Consider the following 17,858-nt stretch of genomic DNA (forward strand, 5'->3'; position numbering starts at 1 on the left):
GGTCGCGAACTGAACACTACTCGCGGCTACAGCCGGTTCTCCGGCCCGATGACGGCCCACACCGTCTTTCCCGACGGGGTCGGCGCGCTGCCCCAGGCGCGGCACATCGACGCGACGATCGCCAGCCCCGAGACCTGCTCGCCGCCGTGCACGGGGTCCTCGTGGCGGGCGGCGGGTGTCGAGCTGCCGTCCTGCACCGAGATGGTGACTGTTTTGCCGTCGGTCTCCAGCACCAGCACCGGCCCCCCGAGCGTGTGCTGTAGGACGTTCTCCACGAAGACGTTGACGACGACGGTCGCAGAGGCGACCAGGTCGTCGAACGACCACTCCGCGAGCCGCTGTGCGACGAACTCGCGGGCGGTTCGAAGGCTGGCAAGCGACGCCGGCAGTTCGGTCCTTGCCCGAATCCTGGGGCGTTGGGTGTCGGTGAGCGCGGACAAGGCCTCGCCCACTGTCGCGTGCACTCGCACGTAGCGGGTGACGCCGTTCAATGCGATCGTGCGGCGGATGGCGGAATGTCCGCACACCAGGCGGATCGGGATGCACGGCCAGGTGTCGACCAGCCAGCGCGCGCTGGTGAACACCGCCCACGCCGACGGCGCCGGAACGTCGAGCTTGTTGACGTCGATCAGCACGGCCTGCGGTTCGTCGAGCGCGGCCTTGACGATGCAATCCCGCAACTGCAGGTAGGTGCTGCTGTCCAGGACACCGTCGGCGGTGAGCAGGCAGGCGTCTCCGGCACTGTCGGTGACGATCGTCAAGGGGCTGGTCGCCTTACTCACCGGTGACCTCGCGCGCGGAGTAGGCCTCGGACAATCGGGCGCCCAGCACCTCCCTCGCGTGTTCCGCTTCGTCGGCCAACATGTCGTACCGGTCGCTCATCATGCCGGGACCGACCTGCTCGGAGAGTCGCCGGGCGAGTTTCGCTTTTTCCTGCAGACTGCGGATCGCGATCCACAGCGCGTTCTCGATCTCGTTGTCGCGCGCTCGAAGCAAGGCGTCGGCGGTCCACGCGTGCCCGACCCGGCAGCGGAAGTTACCGTCGCTCACCGCCATCAGCGACCCATTGCAGTCAGGGCAGATGTATCCCGACGGCGGCCCGAGACCGTCGGCGTCGATATCGGTCGAGAACCGTCGTGCCATCGCCATGCGGTTCTCCAGTTCCATGCGTGGATCTGGTTCCATCTCGTGTTCCTCGAAGTCTCGGTCGGCCAGTTGCTTGAGCAGGTGACCTACCTCAGCGGCACTGGCCTGATGGTCTATGACGCCGGCTTCAATCGCGTTGACGGGCATCGCCGGAAACATCGCGTCCTCGGGCGACTGGGCGATGGTGGTGCCGCCTTGGGACCGAATTGCCGCCGAGCCCAGCGTGCCGTCGTCGAGCACCCCGGACAACAGAACGCTGACCGCACGCTGGCGAAACGTCAGTGCCACCGAACGAAACAGCGCATTGATCGCCGGTCGGTGACCGTTCTCGGTTGGGCCCTCGGACAACACAATTCGATGGTCGTCGACCAGAAGATGCCGATTCGGCATCGCGACGCGAATTGTGCCAGGCAGCAGAGGCTCGCCGTCCGTCGCCTCCGCGGTCGGTAGAACGGATTCGCGGGCCAGGATGCGGGCCAGCACGCTTGGTGCCTGCGCGGGGACGTGCAGGACCACCAGGATCGCGTAGGGCAGCCCAGATGGAAGGCCCGCAGCGAATTCTTTGAGCGCCTCCACGCCACCCGCTGAGGCGCCTACCGCTACGACGTTGAGTTCGCTGTTGTCGATTGCCATGGCGCTCGTCCCCGTGCGGTGCATACCCAACGGGCTGGGATGGCAATCCCGTTATCGCGGCACAGCAATAGGCTACTTGCGTTTGGCTAGGTGAGCTGCAGGGTCGGCAGGGGGAACGGCGGATCGCCGGCTCCGGCGATCGAATGTGCCCCCTGTGGCGTCCGCTCGGTGATGCGGGCCGTGGCGCTGCGCTCGCCGACCTTCACAGTCACCGACCGGGCGTGTCTGAACTCGTTCGGCATCTCGCCGAAAACGGTCCCCTGCCAATGATATTGACCGTCGATCGGTTCGATGTGGCCGGCCAGCTGAACGCGCAAGTGCACGGAGCTGTCGTCGACGGTCAGGGTTGCCGGACCCTCGTAGCCGTCCCCGCGCCCGCCGGACGTCGAAAGATCGAATGCAGAGACTTCGACGCGCAACGTCGGTCGATGGAGGTGAACCCGCTCGTTGAAGACGCCTTGTGCGCTGCGGCGAACCTCGATGCGGGTGTTCTTGCCGAGGAGGCGCAGGCATTCGACGACGTAGCGCATCGCCGCGGCGAACTGCGGCCCGCCGACCGTGAAGTAGTTCGGGAAGCCGTGCACCGCCACCCCGAGGTAGGGCTCGGAGCCGTCGACCCACGCCTGCTGGATGCCGATGCCGTGGGCGCCGAGCAGTGTGTCGTGCGGCAGTCCGGCACGGACGGCGAACCCGGTGCCGTAGACGATCGCGTCGGCGTCGTGGTGGATGCCGTCGACGGTGCGCACGCCGACCGCGGTGACCTCCTCGATCGGCGACGTGATCACCTCGACGCGACGCCGCCGGGCCAGCGGCGGGATACGCCGCAGGCGTTGGACCGCGCGTCTCGGTGCGAGCGGGAAAACCTCGATGCGCGCTCCCGCACCGGACATCTGATCGATCAGCCCGCCGGCGCTGGAGTCGGCGCCGATGACCGCGACCCGCTTTCCCGCCGGGTCGAAAAAATTGGCGGGCATCGCGGCGTGCATGGCGGTGCCACGAAAGTCCCTGCGGCCCAGCAGGTCGGGAAGCATCGGCACGAATGGCGACTCGCAGGCGACCACGACGCGGGCGCGCCAGACCTCACCGTCTTCGGTGGCGAGTGTCCAGGTGTCGGTGTCGTCGTCGAACACCGAGCTGACCACCTCGCGGTCGAAGATGACGAAGTCGTGGACGCCGGCCGCCACCAACTCGGTGGCGGTGTCGCCGTCGCCGATCAGGACGACGTCGTGGACGTGGTCGGTCACAGGAATCGGGTACGCGTCCAGCCGCGGCGCGCCAGCGGGCCCATCAACCCGACCTCGGACAGAAATGCCGCCAGTGGAGCGAAGCCGGCCACCTGAACGTCACGGCGGTGCGGACTGTTGCGGGCGATCCCGCGGGCTTCGCGGGCGTTCATGCCCGCCCGCGCGTACTGGACCTTGTTGGTGAACAGGTAGCGGAAGAACCAGCCGCCGAACCCGTTGACGTTGCCGACGAACCATCGCTCCAGCCGCCGCATCTGCGGTGCCCTCTTGCGCAATCCGTCGCGGGCGAACTGGATGTGGCGGGCCTCTTCGGTGACGTGAATTCGCATGAGCCGCTGCACAATCGGCTGCAACTCGGGGTCGTCCATCATCTGCCGCTGCAACGAGTCGAAGATCTCCTCGCCGATCAGCGCGGCGACCCAGAGCACCGAGCCCTGAAAGAAGAACGGCAGTGTGTTGATGATCATCCGGTGATACAGCCGCGGGCGCACCGGCTTGGCGCCGACCCGCTCGATGGCCTTGCCGAACATCACCATGTGGCGGGTTTCGTCGCCGAGTTCGGTCAGCGCGTAATGGGTGGACCGGCTGGTGGGGTCCTTGTGCATGATCTTGCGCAGCAGCGCTTGGTTGAGGATGTTCTCGAACCAGATTCCGGCCGACAGCGTGTTCACTAGCTCTTGGCGGGACAACTCGATCTGTTGAGCGCGAGTCATGTTGTCCCACATGGGTGTTCCGTATAGGGACACGATCTGAGGCGGCAGGAAGAACTTGTCCGGGTCCAGGGGGGCGTCCCAGTCGATGTCGACGACCGGCGCGTAGGACTTCTTCACCGATCCCTTGAGCAGTCGATCGGCGAAGTCCTCGCGATCGCGACCTGCCGGCTGCACCGCAGTTGTCACCGTTGACATCCCTTCGTCGGCGTTACTCAGACGGTAAAGAGTGCGTGAAAAGAAGTCAATACCGGCGGTACCGGATACCTGTGGTACACCCGTTCGGGACGCCGGGGCCGAGTAGGTTCACCCGCATGGGAGCATTCGTCATCCGGGCAGGGCTCACCGGATTCGCGCTGTGGGTGGTCACCAAGGTCGTCCACGGGCTGTACTTCGTCGGCGGCGACACCCGCCTGCAGCGGGTCGGCATCATCTTCGTCGTCGCGGTGGTTTTCGGGCTGGTCAACGCCTTCATCAAGCCCGTCGTGCAGATCCTGTCGATCCCCCTCTACATCCTCACGCTCGGTCTGTTCCACATCGTCGTCAATGCGCTGATGTTGTGGATCACGGCGTGGATCACCGAGAACACCACGCATTGGGGCCTGGTCATCGACCAGTTCTGGTGGACGGCGATCAAGGCGGCGATCGTCCTGTCGATCGTCAGCTGGGTGCTGTCGCTGGTGGTACGCGGCGCGCGGCGCTGACCGGCACACTGGACACATGCCTGAGCTTCCCGAAGTCGAGGCGCTGGCCGACTACCTCCGCCAGCACGCCGTAGGCAAGACCGTCGGCCGCGTCGACGTCTCCGCGCTGTCGGTGCTCAAGACCTTCGACCCGCCGATCAACGCCCTGCACGGCCTGACCGTCACCGGCGCAGACCGGTGGGGCAAATACCTCGGCATGCGGGCCGGCGAGCTGATCCTGATCACCCATCTGTCCCGAGCCGGCTGGCTGCGCTGGTCGGACAAGCTGGCGCCGGCACCGCTCAAACCCGGAAAGGGCCCGATCGCGCTGCGCGTCCACCTGGGCCCTCCCGGCGAAGCCCCGGGCTTCGACCTCACCGAGGCGGGCACCCAGAAGCGGCTGGCGGTGTGGCTCGTCGACGACCCGCAGAAGGTCCCCGGCATCGCCGGCCTGGGACCCGACGCGTTGCAGCTGTCCGTCGAAGACCTCGCCGCGCTGTTGGCCGGCAACACCGGCCGGATCAAGGGCGTGATCACCGACCAGAAGGTCATCGCCGGCATCGGCAACGCCTACAGCGACGAGATCCTGCACGTCGCCAAGCTGTCGCCGTTCGCCACCGCCGGGAAACTCACCGAGGCCCAACTCGCGGCGCTCTACGACGCCATGGTGTCGGTGCTCTCGGACGCGGTGTCGCGATCGGTGGGCCAGCAGGCCGCGACGTTGAAGGGCGAGAAGCGCTCCGGCATGCGGGTACACGCCCGCACCGGCCTACCGTGCCCGGTCTGCGGTGACACGGTTCGCGAAGTGTCGTTTGCCGACAAGTCGTTTCAGTACTGCCCGACGTGTCAGACCGGTGGCAAGGTGCTGGCCGACCGGCGGATGTCGCGTCTGCTGAAATAAGCGGATGACTCGGCAGAAGATCCTCATCACCGGGGCCAGTTCGGGCCTGGGCGCCGGGATGGCCCGCGCCTTCGCCGCCAAGGGTCGCGACCTGGCGCTGTGCGCCCGTCGCACCGAACGGCTCGAGGAGCTCAAAGACGAACTCGTGCAACGGTATCCGGGGTCCAAGGTGGCGATTGCGGCCCTGGATGTCAACGACCACGACCAGGTGCCCAAGGTGTTCGCGGAGCTGTCCGACGCTCTGGGCGGCATCGACCGGGTGATCGTCAACGCCGGCATCGGCAAGGGCGCGAAGCTGGGATCCGGCAAGTTATGGGCCAATAAGGCGACCATCGAAACCAATTTGGTTGCGGCGCTGGTGCAGATCGAAACCGCGCTGGAGATGTTCAAGGCGCAGGGGTCGGGGCACCTGGTGCTGATCTCGTCGGTGCTCGGGGCGCGGGGTGTGCCCGGCGTGAAGGCGGCCTACGCGGCAAGCAAGGCGGGCGTGAGCTCGCTCGGCGAATCGCTGCGTGCCGAATACGCCAAGGGCCCGATCGCCGTGTCGGTGATGGAGCCGGGCTACATCGAGTCGGAGATGACGGCCAAATCGCAGAGCACAATGTTGATGGTGGACAACGAAACTGGTGTCAAGTCCCTCGTTGCGGCCATTGAACGTGAGCCCGGTCGCGCGGCGGTGCCGTGGTGGCCGTGGGCCCCGCTGGTCCGGCTGCTGCGGGTGATGCCCCTGTCGCTGGCCAAGCGGTTCTCTTAGCCGTCAATGCGCCGCTGACGTGTAATGTGCTGCGTCAGTGGTGAATTCGGGTTTTCCGTAGGTAGCTAGCCGAAGCTTGAGCAGCCCTATGACGTAGGCGTCGGTGATGTCCCGCAGCACCGGCATGCGACTGGCCTGCTGAACGGCGGTGAAACGCCCGATGATGAAGGGTGCAGTGAGGGCCACCCACAGGAGATCCGTCGATCCGAGTGAAACGCCCATCGCCTCGGCGACGTCGCGGTCACCACCGCAGAATGTGCGGACGAACGTGAGCTTGCTGAAACTCCTTTCGACGGCTTCGGCGCACCGGTCGAACATAGTGGTGTTGGGGCGCAGATACGCCGCCATCGTGCCGCTGACGAGTTCGCGGCAGATGTCGTCGAATCCGTCGCGCAGCAGTGCCGAGCGCGCGTGCATGACGTGCATGATGTCGGTGGGTTCCGAGGGCAGCAGTTCCGGCGGCAGGCCGAGCAGAAAGCAGCGGTACCTAGCGAATTCGACGACGGCCCGCTCTTCTTTGGTGAACGTCGTCCGGCCCTGCTGGCGGGCCTTGCGGGCCAACAGGTACTGGCCGATCATTCCGGCGGGCATCTGGTCGACCTGCGGCACCGGCATCCCGTAGACAGCTGTGTCCCACTTGTCGGATTTCTTCAGGGCGTTGTAGCGGACCATCGAGTGCATCAACCGGACCATGGCGGCGGCTTCGAAGCCGGGGCCGTAACGGTCGAGCGCGCCGGGCAGGGTGGTGACGGCGAAGAAACTGGCCGTCTCGTTGACCCGACGGGCGGCCCGCTTGCCCGAGAGCGCACCGGTCAGGGCCATCGGCAACGCGGCGTAGGTGTTGGTGAATGTCGCGATGAAGGCTCCCCGGGTGATAAAGGGGGCCAGCAGCGCCGCGGGAATTCGCTCCTGCCGAGCGCCTTCGCGAACCAGGTCGAAGTCGATCCACTCCGGGGTGGCCTCCATGGCGGCGATGAATGCCGCGAGCTCGGAAGGCGCGTGGGGCACGGCATCGATGCCCTCGCGGCAGGCGGTCTTGAGCATGTCGATCAGCTGCGCGACGCTGTGTGTATTCATCAGCGCCGCATAGGGATCGGCGACAACGTCACCGAGCATGGTGGCCGTGCTGATCAATTCGAGGACGCGGTCGTCTTCGAGGATCGGGGCGCGGTCAGCAACCCAGGTCGGCAGGGCCGAGTCGACGTCGGGCTCCGTGGCCAGCCGATTCGGCTGCCGTTCGAAGTCGAAGTCGCCGTAGAGGTCGGGCTGCAGATCGCGTTGGCTGCGGACGCGCTGAGCAAGTTCGGGGTAATACGAGACCATCACAACCTCCGGCTAACTAACAGTTAGTGAGTAATACTCACAAGTTGTTAGTTATGCTGTCAAGGGTGACCACCCTGGACATCACGAAGCGGCGCATGACCGCCGAGCGGCGCCGCGAACAGATGCTCGACGTCACGCATGCGATCGTCGACGCCGAAGGGTTCCACGCGGCGACACCCAACCGCATCGCGGAAGCGGCCGGCATCGACCGATCGTTGATCTATCAGAAGTTCGGTGACTTGGCCGGTCTGTTCGTCGAACTGATCGACCGTGAGGCCGCACGGGCCGGCGCGCAGTTCGCCGAGGCGATCTCCGGATTGGATGCGGGCGCCGAGGATCAGTCACTGGTGCTCGCGTTCGACGGTGTGCTGGCCGCTGTCGACGCCCATCCGGCGACGTGGCGGCTGTTCTTGTTCCCGCCGCAAGGCGCTCCGCCGGAGTTGTACGAGCGGCTCGCCCAGGCGCAGAACGTGGTGCTGCAGTTCTTCGTCCGTGAATTGCTGCGCCACAACCCTGAGCTGCATGAGCCGGAATACACCGCGCGGGTGCTGCACGCGGCCGGACGCGAATTGCTGCAGCTACACCTCAGCGAGCCGACGTCCGCGACCGCGGAACGTCTGCGCACCTTTGTCCGGAAATTCGGTTCGGAACTCTCGCAGCCGGCGACCTAGCCGGCCCGGCCGCGCTCGGCGCGGTAGCGCCGGATCAGAGTGTCGGTCGAACTGTCGGATTGTGCTGCCGGAGCGCCATCTTCGGTGATCACCGGCAGCAGCGCCTTGGCCTGCGTCTTGCCCAACTCGACGCCCCACTGGTCGAACGAGTCGATGCCCCAGATCACGCCCTCGGTGAAGACCTGATGCTCGTAGAGCGCGATCAACTGGCCGACCACCGATGGGGTGAGCCGGGTGGCCAGGATAGAGGTCGTCGGGCGGTTGCCCGGCATCACCTTGTGCGGCACCACATCTGCCGCGGTGCCCTCGGCGGCGATCTCGTCGGCGGTCTTGCCGAAGGCCAGTACCTGCGTCTGGGCGAAGAAATTGCTCATCAGCAGGTCATGCATGCTGCCGGTGCCGTCCATCGTGGGCAGGTCGTCGGTGGGCTGGCTGAAGCCGATGAAGTCGGCCGGTACCAGCCGGGTGCCCTGGTGCAGAAGTTGGTAGAACGCGTGCTGGCCGTTGGTTCCCGGCTCGCCCCAGAAGATTTCGCCGGTGTCGGTGGTCACCGGGCTGCCGTCGGCGCGGACCGACTTGCCGTTGGACTCCATCGTCAACTGCTGCAGATAGGCGGCGAAGCGGGCCAGGTCGTTGGAGTACGGCAGCACCGCGCGCGCCTGCGCGTCGAAGAAGTCGGAGTACCACAGCCCGATCAGCCCGAGCAGCGCGGGCGCATTGGATCCCAGCGGCGCGGTGCGGAAGTGCTCGTCGACGATGTGGAATCCGGACAGGAAGTCCGCGAACGCTTCTCGGCCGATCACGGCCATCACCGAGAGGCCGATCGCCGAGTCGACCGAATATCGTCCACCGACCCAGTCCCAGAACCCGAACATGTTGGCCGTGTCGATGCCGAACTCGTCGACCAGCTTCTTGTTGGTGGAGACCGCCACGAAATGCTTGGCTACCGCATCGTCGCCGAGCGCGTCGGTCAGCCAGCGCCGCGCCGCGGTCGCGTTGGTGAGTGTCTCCAGCGTGGTAAAGGTCTTCGACGCGATGACGAAAAGCGTTGTGGCCGGGTCTAAGTCGGCCAGCTTGGCGATCAGGTCGGCCGGGTCGACGTTGGAGACGAAGCGCGCCGAGATGCCGGCGTCGGCGTAGTGCCGCAGCGCCTGGTACACCATCACCGGTCCGAGGTCCGAGCCGCCGATCCCGATGTTGACGACGGTGCTGATCCGCTTACCGGTGGCGCCGGTCCACTCGCCGCTGCGCAGCCGATCGGTGAAATCGCCCATCCGGTCCAGTACTTCGTGCACATCGGCGACGACGTTCTGTCCGTCGACGGTCAACGACGCATCGCGCGGTAGCCGTAGCGCGGTGTGCAGCACGGCGCGGTCTTCGGAGACGTTGATGTGCGTCCCGTCGAACATCGCGTCGCGGTGTCGCTCGAGGTGAGCCGCGTGGGCGAGGTCGATCAGCAGCTTCAGCGTGTCGCGGTTGATGCGGTGCTTGCTGTAGTCGATGTACAGATCACCGACGGTGAGGTTGAACTCGCGGCCGCGGTCGGGGTCTTCGTCGAAAAACTCCCGCAGATGCGTCTCGCCGATCTGCCGGTGATGCTGCTGCAACGCCTTCCATGCCGGGGTCGCTGAGATGTCGGGAATCTGTTCAACCGCAGTCATCCCTCGACCCTAGCGGTGTCGACGAGGACGCGACGGGGTCAGTGACCGAGCCGGCCGCGGCCCAGCCTGAGTAGCAGCATGGCCAGGTCTTTGCCCTCCGGACCGAGTTCGCTGTAGCGCTCGATGACCTTCATCTCGCGGCTGTGCACCAGGCGGGTACCGCCGGAGGCCATCCGGGCCTTGCCGATCGCCCGGGATACCTCGGCGCGGCGCTTGACCGCGGCCAGGATCTCGGCGTCGAGTCGATCGATTTCGAGCCGCAGCTCGTCGATGTCAACGGGGTGTTCTGTTTCGATGGTCATTTCGGACTCCGAATTCTCGTTGTGTGGAGGTGGTTGCGGTGTCATCCGATTTCGGGCCTCACACAAGAGACGAGCCCCGGATCCGGAAGCGGACCGCGGGGCTCTGGGAAGCAGCTAAACCACGGGCACCGCTGGCCGGTACCCGGAGAAAAATCGCCACTGCGCGTTGAGCACAAAATGAGTGTGCCACTTGCAAGCGTTCCGGCGCAAAGGTGTCGGCCAACGGCGGTAAATTGGGTCCGTCATGACCCCGCCGGCGACGATAGACGAGCTGTGCGATCGAAATGAGGTAGGAGGAGCGGCGACATCACCAGTGCGCACGTAACCGAATCCGAGACCGATCACCTTCTCGACGGACTCAACCCCCAACAGCGTCAGGCGGTCCTGCACGAGGGTTCGCCGTTGCTGATCGTGGCCGGTGCCGGCTCGGGCAAGACGGCCGTGCTGACCCGTCGGATCGCCTACCTGCTGGCGGCGCGCGACGTTTCGCCGGGCCAGGTGCTGGCGATCACCTTCACCAACAAGGCCGCCGCGGAGATGCGTGAGCGGGTGGCCACCCTGGTCGGCCCGCGGGCGCGGTCGATGTGGGTGTCGACGTTCCACTCGACCTGCGTGCGGATCCTGCGCAATCAGGCGTCGCTGATCTCGGGCCTGAACTCCAACTTCTCGATCTACGACGCCGACGACTCGCGGCGGCTGCTGCAGATGATCGGCAAGGACATGGGCCTTGACATCAAGCGGTACTCACCGCGACTGCTGGCCAACGCGATCTCCAACTTGAAGAACGAGCTGATCGATCCGCCGCAGGCGCTGGCCAACCTGGCCGACGACGACCTCGCCGACGATCTGGCCCGCACCGTCGCCGCCGTCTACTCCGAATACCAACAGCGGTTGCGGGTGGCCAACGCGCTCGACTTCGACGACTTGATCGGCGAGACCGTCGCGGTGCTGCAGGCCTTCCCGCAGATCGCCGACCACTACCGTCGGCGCTTCCGGCACATCCTGGTCGACGAGTATCAGGACACCAACCACGCGCAATACGTGCTGGTGCGCGAGTTGGTCGGCCGCGAGCTGGACGACGGCGAAGAAGGCGTGCCGCCCGGCGAGCTGTGCGTGGTCGGCGACGCTGACCAGTCGATCTACGCGTTCCGTGGCGCCACCATCCGCAACATCGAGGACTTCGAGCGCGACTACCCGAACGCCACGACGATCCTGCTCGAGCAGAACTACCGCTCCACGCAGAACATCCTGTCGGCGGCCAACTCGGTGATTTCGCGCAACCCCGCCCGTCGGGACAAGCGGCTGTGGACCGACGAGGGCGAGGGTGAGCTGATCGTCGGCTACGTCGCCGACAACGAGCACGACGAGGCACGCTTCATCGCCGAGGAAATCGACGCCCTGGTCGCCAATGGCGGCATCACCTACAACGACGTGGCAGTCTTCTACCGCACCAACAACTCGTCGCGGTCGCTGGAAGAGGTGTTCATCCGCGCCGGTATCCCGTACAAAGTCGTTGGGGGAGTGCGGTTTTACGAGCGCAGGGAGATCCGCGACATCGTCGCCTATCTGAGGGTGCTGGACAACCCCGGCGACGCGGTCAGCCTGCGACGCATCTTGAACACGCCGCGACGCGGCATCGGCGACCGGGCCGAGGCGTGCGTCGCGGTGTACGCCGAGAACACCGGGTCGAGCTTCGCCGACGCGCTGGAGGCCGCGGCCGAAGGCAAGGTGCCGTTGTTGAACACCCGGTCCGCCAAGGCAATTGCGGGCTTCGTCGAGATGATGGACGAACTGCGCACCCGGCTCGCGTCGTGCGAGGGTGATCTCGGCGAGCTGGTCGAGGCGGTGCTGGAGCGCACCGGATACCGCGCCGAGTTGGAGTCGTCGTCCGATCCGCAGGACCTGGCGCGACTGGACAACCTCAACGAACTCGTCAGCGTCGCACACGAATTCGCGACCGATCTGGCCAACGCCGAAGCTTTGGGAGCCGACCTCGACGACGAGGACGTGCCGGACACCGGCGTGCTCGCGCAATTCCTGGAGCGGGTGTCGCTTGTCGCCGACACCGACGAAATCCCTGAGCAGACAGCCGGTTTGGTGACCCTGATGACGCTGCACACCGCCAAGGGGCTGGAGTTCCCGGTGGTGTTCGTCACCGGCTGGGAAGACGGCATGTTCCCGCACATGCGGGCCTTGGGCGATCCGACCGAGCTATCCGAGGAGCGCCGGCTGGCGTATGTGGGGATCACCCGAGCCCGTCAGCGACTCTTCGTCAGCCGGGCGAAGGTCCGGTCGTCGTGGGGGCAGCCGATGCTCAACCCGGAATCGCGCTTCCTGCGCGAGATTCCGCAGGAGCTGATCGACTGGCGGCGCACCGACCCGACCCCGTCGTTCAGCGCGCCGGTGAGCGGAGCCGGTCGGTTCGGCACGCCGCGGCCGTCGCCCACCCGCAGCGGGGCGAGCAAGCGCCCGCTGCTGGTGCTGGAACCCGGCGACCGCGTCACCCACGACAAGTACGGTCTGGGCCGCGTGGAAGAAGTGTCGGGCATCGGCGAATCGGCGATGTCACTGATCGACTTCGGCAGCTCGGGCCGCGTCAAGCTGATGCACAACCACGCGCCGGTGGCCAAGCTCTAGCGCCGCGCGAGGTGCAGCAGGTAGCCCGCGGAAGTCATTGCGAGAAGCAGAAATACCGCGGGAAACGCGATGTTGTACAGGACTCCGGCCTTGATGTGGACGGCGATCGCGCCGACGAAGAACAGCGTCAGTCCCACGCCGGCCGCAACGCCGAGCCAGGGCATCGCAACCAGGCCGACGACCAGACCCACGGCGCCCGCCAGCTTCAACGTGGCGAGGTAGGGGATCGCGCCGACGGGGACGTGCACTTCGGCGGAATTCTTCAGGACAAAGCCTGCCTTGAGATAGTCGGCGACAGCGACGAACGCGGTGGCAACGATGCAGGTGACCGTGACGGCGAATGCGGGAACTAGGCTCATGTGGACGTCTCCTCATATCGGCGGACTCAGGGCGAGATTGGTGGTCTCATCCCCCCGACGTCTCACGCCCGGCAAAGGTGACATCTGGTGACACGTGAAGCGGACTTTGTGGACAATCGGCCGCAGTTGATCGCCGTGGCGTTCCGGTTGCTCGGCTCGATCCAGGACGCCGAGGACGCGGTCCAGACGGCCTGGCTCAAGCTGTCCGCCGTCGACGCCGGCGAGATTCGTAACGTCGGCGCGTGGCTGACGACCGCGACCACGCGGATCTGCCTGGACCAGTTGCGAGCGCGGGGCCGACGCGGTGAGCGGCCTCTGGACGCAGACATGCTTCCCGCCGACGCCGTGCTCGCGGACGAGAATTATCTTCAGCGGGAACACATCTCGCGCGCCCTGATGGTCGTCCTCGACTGCCTGACTCCACCGCAGCGCGTCGCATACGTTCTTCACGACATCTTCGACGTTCCTTTTGACGAGGTCGCGCTGACGCTGCACACCAGTGTCGACAGTGCCAAGAAGCATGCAAGCAGGGCGCGGCGTCGCATCGAGAACGCGCAACCCCCGGATGCGGCGGACGACGTCGCGCGGTCGGTCGCCGACGCGTTTCTGGCCGCCGCGGCCGGGGCTGACTTCGATCGGATGCTCGCGCTGATGACCGCCGACTGCGTGCGCGTCGTGGACCCCGCGCTGGCGCCGCCCGGCACCCCGGCGGTGGTGACCGGTGCCCGGGCGATCGCCGAGGAAACGACGCTCTTCGCCGACCGAATCCGGGCCAGTGTGCCGATGGTTGTCGACGGGAAGCCGCTCTACGTCCTCGCTCCGGGCGGCCGCCTTTTCGCGACCCTGGAGATCGGTGTCGAGGGCGGGCGAGTCAGCCGAATCCACATCGCCAGGGCGGTGGTGACGTTCTAGTCGTCGAGCAGCCAATCGCGGGTGCGCGGCAGCAGCGTCAACACGGCGCTCGCGATCGGAAGAACCGGCAGGGTGTGCACCACCCAGGCCACTCGTGCACCGGCGATGAACACACCGAGATAGGTCAAGATCGCGACGACCGCGCCGGCCACGATCAGGTAGCGGCTCAGCGGTTGGCGCAGCAACAGCAGGATCACCCCGGAGATCGTGGCCGAGGCGAAGACCAGCGCGAGGAACGCCACCGCGACGCAGAACAGCCGATCCGAGTGCCACCAGCCGGCGATCAGGTCCGTCGCCACCACGGAGGTGGCCCAGCCGCTGACGATGCTGACGGCCGCGGCGGCGACCGCGGTCGTCTTGCTGGGCTCACCGAAAGGGGCGGCCGCGGGGGCGGGCGAAAACTGCTGATGCTGTGGTGGTGGCGGGGGAATGTGGGTGGTCCGGGCGTCGTCCAAGTGCGGCAGCGGACCGGTGGGCGCGCGCCGAATGATGCGCGTTTCGGGGTTGACCGGGTTGGGGTTGCTCGGGTCGGTCACCGGCTCAACCGGCGAAAGTACCGACGGAGAGGCCGCGCTTCGCCAGCCACGGCACCGGGTCGATCCGCTGGCTGCCGCCCAGGAGCACCTCGAAGTGCAGGTGCGGGCCGGTGGAGTTGCCGCGGTTGCCCATGGTGGCGATCTGGTCGCCGGCCATCACCCGCTGACCGACGCTGACCATCGTGGTGTTGACGTGGCCATACAGCGTGACGGTTCCGTCGGCGTGCCGCAGCTTGACCCACATGCCGTAGCCGGCCGTCGGGCCGGCGTCGATGACGACGCCGTCGGAAACCGCACGGATCGGTGTGCCGATCGAGTTCGCCAGGTCGATGCCGGCGTGCAGGACTCCCCACCGGTAGCCGAAGCCCGAGGTGAAGATGCCCTTGGTCGGCATCACGAAAAGTGGCTGCTGGAGCCGCGCCTCACGCTGGGCCCGCTCCTGGGCGAACGCCACGCCGTGGGCCAGTTCGGCGTTGTGCACGGCGACGTTGGCGGCCGGCTGGACGGTCACCATCTGCATGCCGCCGCCGGAGGTACTGATCGGACCGGTTCCCGCGGATTGGGCGGCCAGTACGGTCTCGGTCTTGGAGTGTCGCGGGGCTTCGGTGGCCGAATGCGCGGCCGCTGCGGCGGCTCCGGCGGCCATCGCGCCGATCAAAACCCGGCCTCGTGCGGGGCCGGTGAGTTGTTTGCGGTGCTGCGCTCGGCCGGACAGCGGCTCGGAGGCGCTGCGGGCCCGGTTCATGCCCCGCTCGAGCGGGCTGAGACGACGCTCGGTGACGCTGGGACCGATCAGGTCCAGGACGCGAAGGTTGTCCGTGTCGTCGAGGTCGTCGAGCTCCGGGGCGCCGAGGACCTGCGCTTCCTTGTCGAAAGCCGAGTTGTCGCTGAACTCCGAATCGGCGAGTTGTCCGAACTCGTTAAACGGGATGATGTCCGTGACTTCGTTGCGGTGAAGGGTCGGCCTGCGCTCGCGCGACGCTGAAAGTTCTCCTTGCACAGGAGACGACGCCGGGATTTGCTGGGCCAACCTGATTGTCCTTCGAGCCGTAACCATAACGTTATCTGGACTCTGAGACGTTAACCGCCGGGCGCAACGCGTCGCAAGTTAAGCCAGAAATCCGCCGGGCATTGTGACTCGTATCACTCGCCGCGCTCCGGTGAGATCTGCCACATCCGTCGATGCCCATGGCGGAACACTCTGGCCGTCTCGCTACAGTTCCCGCAAGCGGACAACCGAAAACTTAGTCCGCTCACAAAAAGGCCGACACACAGAAGTGAGCCCATGGATCTTTTCGAGTACCAGGCAAAAGAGCTGTTCGCCAAGCACAACGTCCCAACCACACCCGGCCGGGTGACAGACACCGCCGAAGGGGCCAAGGCCATCGCCGAAGAGATCGGGCACCCGGTCATGGTCAAGGCGCAGGTCAAGGTCGGCGGACGAGGCAAAGCCGGTGGCGTGAAGTATGCCGCGACCGCCGACGACGCTTACAACCACGCGAAGAACATCCTCGGCCTGGACATCAAGGGCCACGTCGTGAAGAAGCTGCTCGTCGCCGAGGCCAGCGACATCGCCGAGGAGTACTACATCTCCTTCCTGCTCGACCGCGCCAACCGCACCTACCTGGCCATGTGCTCGGTCGAGGGCGGCATGGAGATCGAAGAGGTCGCCGCCACCAAGCCCGAGCGACTGGCCAAGATCCCGGTCGACGCCGTCAAGGGCGTCGACGAGGCTTTCGCCCGCTCGATCGCCGAGCAGGGCCACCTGCCGGCCGAGGTGCTCGACGCCGCGGCGGTGACCATCGCCAAGCTGTGGGAGGTCTTCGTCGGCGAGGACGCCACGCTGGTCGAGGTGAACCCGCTGGTCCGCACGCCCGACGACCAGATCCTCGCGCTGGACGGCAAGGTCACCCTCGACGGCAACGCCGACTTCCGTCAGCCCGGCCACGTCGAGTTCGAGGACCGCGACGCCACCGATCCGCTGGAGCTCAAGGCCAAGGAGCACGACCTCAACTACGTCAAGCTCGACGGCCAGGTCGGCATCATCGGCAACGGCGCGGGCCTGGTCATGTCGACGCTGGACGTCGTTGCCTACGCCGGTGAGAAGCACGGCGGGGTCAAGCCGGCCAACTTCCTCGACATCGGCGGTGGCGCCTCGGCCGAGGTGATGGCCGCGGGGCTGGACGTCATCCTGAACGACCACCAAGTCAAAAGCGTGTTCGTCAACGTCTTCGGCGGCATCACCTCGTGTGATGCGGTCGCCGCCGGGATCGTCAAGGCCCTGGAGATTTTGGGTGACGAGGCCAACAAGCCGCTGGTCGTGCGGCTCGACGGCAACAACGTCGACGAAGGCCGGCGGATTCTGACCGAGGCCAACCACCCGCTGGTGACGCTGGTGCCCACGATGGACGAGGCCGCCGACAAGGCCGCCGAACTGGCGAGCGCCTGATAAGGAGACATGACCTCATGGCAATTTTCCTGACTAAAGACAACAAGGTCGTCGTCCAGGGCATCACCGGAGCCGAGGCCACCAAGCACACCGCCCGAATGCTCAAGGCCGGCACGCACATCGTCGGTGGCGTCAACGCCCGCAAGGCCGGCACCACCGTCGCGCACAAGAACGTCAACGACGAGCCGGTGGAACTGCCGGTGTTCGGCAGCGTCAAAGAGGCCATCGAAAAGACCGGGGCCGACGTCTCGATCATCTTCGTGCCGCCGGTCTACGCCAAGGACGCGATCATCGAGGCGATCGACGCCGAGATTCCGCTGCTGGTGGTCATCACCGAGGGAATCCCGGTGCAGGACAGCGCATATGCGTGGGCCTACAACGCATCCAAGGGCTACAAGACCCGGATCATCGGCCCGAACTGCCCCGGCATCATCACCCCGGGACAGGCCCTGGTCGGCATCACCCCGGCCAACATCTCCGGGCCGGGTCCAGTCGGGCTGGTGTCCAAGTCCGGGACGCTGACCTACCAGATGATGTACGAGCTGCGCGATTTCGGCTTCTCGACGTCGATCGGCATCGGCGGCGACCCGGTGATCGGCACCACGCACATCGACGCGATCGAAGCCTTCGAGAAGGACCCCGACACCAAGCTGATCGTGATGATCGGCGAGATCGGTGGCGACGCCGAAGAGCGTGCGGCCGACTACATCAAGGCGAACGTGTCCAAGCCGGTCGTCGGCTACGTCGCGGGATTCACTGCGCCGGAAGGCAAGACGATGGGCCACGCCGGCGCCATCGTGTCCGGCTCCTCGGGCACCGCCGCCGCCAAGAAGGAAGCGCTCGAGGCGGCCGGGGTCAAGGTCGGCAAGACGCCGTCGGAGACCGCCGCGCTCGCACGTCAGATCTTGCAAAGCCTGTAAGCCGAGCGGACCCCGCG

Annotated in this window: 18 protein-coding genes and 1 pseudogene; 9 read left to right on the forward strand and 10 right to left on the reverse strand. The window is 66.3% G+C overall.

The window, feature by feature from the left end:
- Positions 1-26 precede the first annotated feature (26 nt).
- From A5658_RS04945 to A5658_RS04960, 4 genes are all read right to left on the reverse strand, one after another.
- The gene (locus A5658_RS04945) at positions 27-782 is read right to left on the reverse strand and encodes an STAS domain-containing protein (protein ID WP_067331817.1); all 756 of its coding nucleotides are present in this window, start codon (positions 780-782) and stop codon (positions 27-29) included.
- Positions 775-1,779: a chemotaxis protein CheB gene (locus A5658_RS04950; RefSeq protein WP_067331903.1), complete on the reverse strand. Its 1,005-nt coding sequence runs from the start codon at positions 1,777-1,779 to the stop codon at positions 775-777. Before A5658_RS04950 ends, A5658_RS04945 begins: the two co-directional genes overlap by 8 nt.
- A gap of 86 nt (positions 1,780-1,865) precedes the next feature.
- Positions 1,866-3,023 carry a DUF4873 domain-containing protein gene (locus tag A5658_RS04955; RefSeq protein WP_231997214.1) on the reverse strand — a complete coding sequence of 386 codons (1,158 nt, stop codon included), beginning with the start codon at positions 3,021-3,023 and terminating at the stop codon, positions 1,866-1,868.
- Positions 3,020-3,931, reverse strand: a complete 912-nt coding sequence (locus A5658_RS04960; RefSeq protein WP_369830485.1) for a diiron oxygenase — start codon at positions 3,929-3,931, stop codon at positions 3,020-3,022. Before A5658_RS04960 ends, A5658_RS04955 begins: the two co-directional genes overlap by 4 nt.
- Before the next feature lie 116 nt (positions 3,932-4,047).
- Here A5658_RS04960 and A5658_RS04965 point away from each other — a divergent pair, with 116 nt between their 5' ends.
- The 4 genes and pseudogenes from A5658_RS04965 to A5658_RS04975 all read left to right on the forward strand — a co-directional run bounded on the left by A5658_RS04965 (position 4,048) and on the right by A5658_RS04975 (position 6,071).
- Positions 4,048-4,437, forward strand: coding sequence for a phage holin family protein (locus A5658_RS04965; RefSeq protein WP_067331819.1), 390 nt, complete (start codon positions 4,048-4,050; stop codon positions 4,435-4,437).
- A 16-nt stretch (positions 4,438-4,453) separates the two neighbouring features.
- A pseudogene (locus A5658_RS28655) lies at positions 4,454-4,699 on the forward strand (DNA-formamidopyrimidine glycosylase family protein); the annotation flags it as partial.
- Positions 4,700-4,822: 123 nt separating this feature from the next.
- Positions 4,823-5,317 carry a zinc finger domain-containing protein gene (locus A5658_RS28660; RefSeq protein WP_369830486.1) on the forward strand — a complete coding sequence of 165 codons (495 nt, stop codon included), beginning with the start codon at positions 4,823-4,825 and terminating at the stop codon, positions 5,315-5,317.
- A gap of 4 nt (positions 5,318-5,321) precedes the next feature.
- Complete coding sequence (locus tag A5658_RS04975; RefSeq protein ID WP_067331823.1) at positions 5,322-6,071, forward strand: SDR family oxidoreductase; 750 nt, start codon at positions 5,322-5,324, stop codon at positions 6,069-6,071.
- 3 nt (positions 6,072-6,074) lie between these two features.
- On the opposite strand, the gene A5658_RS04980 is transcribed toward A5658_RS04975, so the two are convergent.
- Entirely contained in the window at positions 6,075-7,394 is a 1,320-nt protein-coding gene (locus A5658_RS04980) for an oxygenase MpaB family protein (protein ID WP_067331825.1), read from the reverse strand.
- Positions 7,395-7,489: 95 nt separating this feature from the next.
- Between A5658_RS04980 and A5658_RS04985 the strand changes: the two genes are divergently transcribed.
- On the forward strand, positions 7,490-8,065 hold the full coding sequence (locus tag A5658_RS04985) for a TetR/AcrR family transcriptional regulator (RefSeq protein ID WP_067331910.1): 576 nt from the start codon (positions 7,490-7,492) through the stop codon (positions 8,063-8,065).
- Here A5658_RS04985 and pgi read toward each other — a convergent pair.
- Together pgi and A5658_RS04995 are read right to left on the reverse strand one after the other, a co-directional pair.
- Positions 8,062-9,726 carry a glucose-6-phosphate isomerase gene (gene pgi / locus A5658_RS04990; protein ID WP_067331828.1) on the reverse strand — a complete coding sequence of 555 codons (1,665 nt, stop codon included), beginning with the start codon at positions 9,724-9,726 and terminating at the stop codon, positions 8,062-8,064. The two genes, A5658_RS04985 and pgi, sit on opposite strands and share 4 nt — an antisense overlap.
- 38 nt (positions 9,727-9,764) lie before the next feature.
- Positions 9,765-10,073 carry a chorismate mutase gene (locus A5658_RS04995; RefSeq protein WP_067331830.1) on the reverse strand — a complete coding sequence of 103 codons (309 nt, stop codon included), beginning with the start codon at positions 10,071-10,073 and terminating at the stop codon, positions 9,765-9,767.
- A 261-nt stretch (positions 10,074-10,334) separates the two neighbouring features.
- Here A5658_RS04995 and pcrA point away from each other — a divergent pair, with 261 nt between their 5' ends.
- A complete protein-coding gene (gene pcrA, locus A5658_RS05000) occupies positions 10,335-12,665 on the forward strand; it encodes a DNA helicase PcrA (RefSeq protein WP_067331832.1) in 2,331 nt (776 codons plus the stop codon).
- Here the strand turns inward: pcrA and A5658_RS05005 are convergent.
- Positions 12,662-13,024: a DoxX family protein gene (locus A5658_RS05005; RefSeq protein ID WP_067331835.1), complete on the reverse strand. Its 363-nt coding sequence runs from the start codon at positions 13,022-13,024 to the stop codon at positions 12,662-12,664. The two genes, pcrA and A5658_RS05005, sit on opposite strands and share 4 nt — an antisense overlap.
- Positions 13,025-13,111: 87 nt before the next feature.
- On the opposite strand from A5658_RS05005, the gene A5658_RS05010 reads away from it, so the two are divergent.
- Complete coding sequence (locus A5658_RS05010; protein ID WP_067331837.1) at positions 13,112-13,936, forward strand: sigma-70 family RNA polymerase sigma factor; 825 nt, start codon at positions 13,112-13,114, stop codon at positions 13,934-13,936.
- Here A5658_RS05010 and A5658_RS28375 read toward each other — a convergent pair.
- Positions 13,933-14,472 carry a hypothetical protein gene (locus A5658_RS28375; protein WP_197503051.1) on the reverse strand — a complete coding sequence of 180 codons (540 nt, stop codon included), beginning with the start codon at positions 14,470-14,472 and terminating at the stop codon, positions 13,933-13,935. The two genes, A5658_RS05010 and A5658_RS28375, sit on opposite strands and share 4 nt — an antisense overlap.
- Positions 14,473-14,476: 4 nt before the next feature.
- Positions 14,477-15,502 (reverse strand): M23 family metallopeptidase, encoded by a 1,026-nt coding sequence (locus A5658_RS05020; protein ID WP_067331839.1) that lies wholly within the window; start codon positions 15,500-15,502, stop codon positions 14,477-14,479.
- A gap of 255 nt (positions 15,503-15,757) precedes the next feature.
- Here A5658_RS05020 and sucC point away from each other — a divergent pair, with 255 nt between their 5' ends.
- Together sucC and sucD are read left to right on the forward strand one after the other, a co-directional pair.
- The gene (gene sucC / locus A5658_RS05025; protein WP_067331841.1) at positions 15,758-16,921 is read left to right on the forward strand and encodes an ADP-forming succinate--CoA ligase subunit beta; all 1,164 of its coding nucleotides are present in this window, start codon (positions 15,758-15,760) and stop codon (positions 16,919-16,921) included.
- A gap of 17 nt (positions 16,922-16,938) precedes the next feature.
- Positions 16,939-17,841: a succinate--CoA ligase subunit alpha gene (gene sucD / locus A5658_RS05030; RefSeq protein WP_067331843.1), complete on the forward strand. Its 903-nt coding sequence runs from the start codon at positions 16,939-16,941 to the stop codon at positions 17,839-17,841.
- Positions 17,842-17,858 lie beyond the last annotated feature (17 nt).

Source organism: Mycobacterium sp. 1245111.1, from assembly GCF_001673405.1.
In the GTDB taxonomy this organism is placed as follows: Bacteria; Actinomycetota; Actinomycetes; order Mycobacteriales; family Mycobacteriaceae; genus Mycobacterium.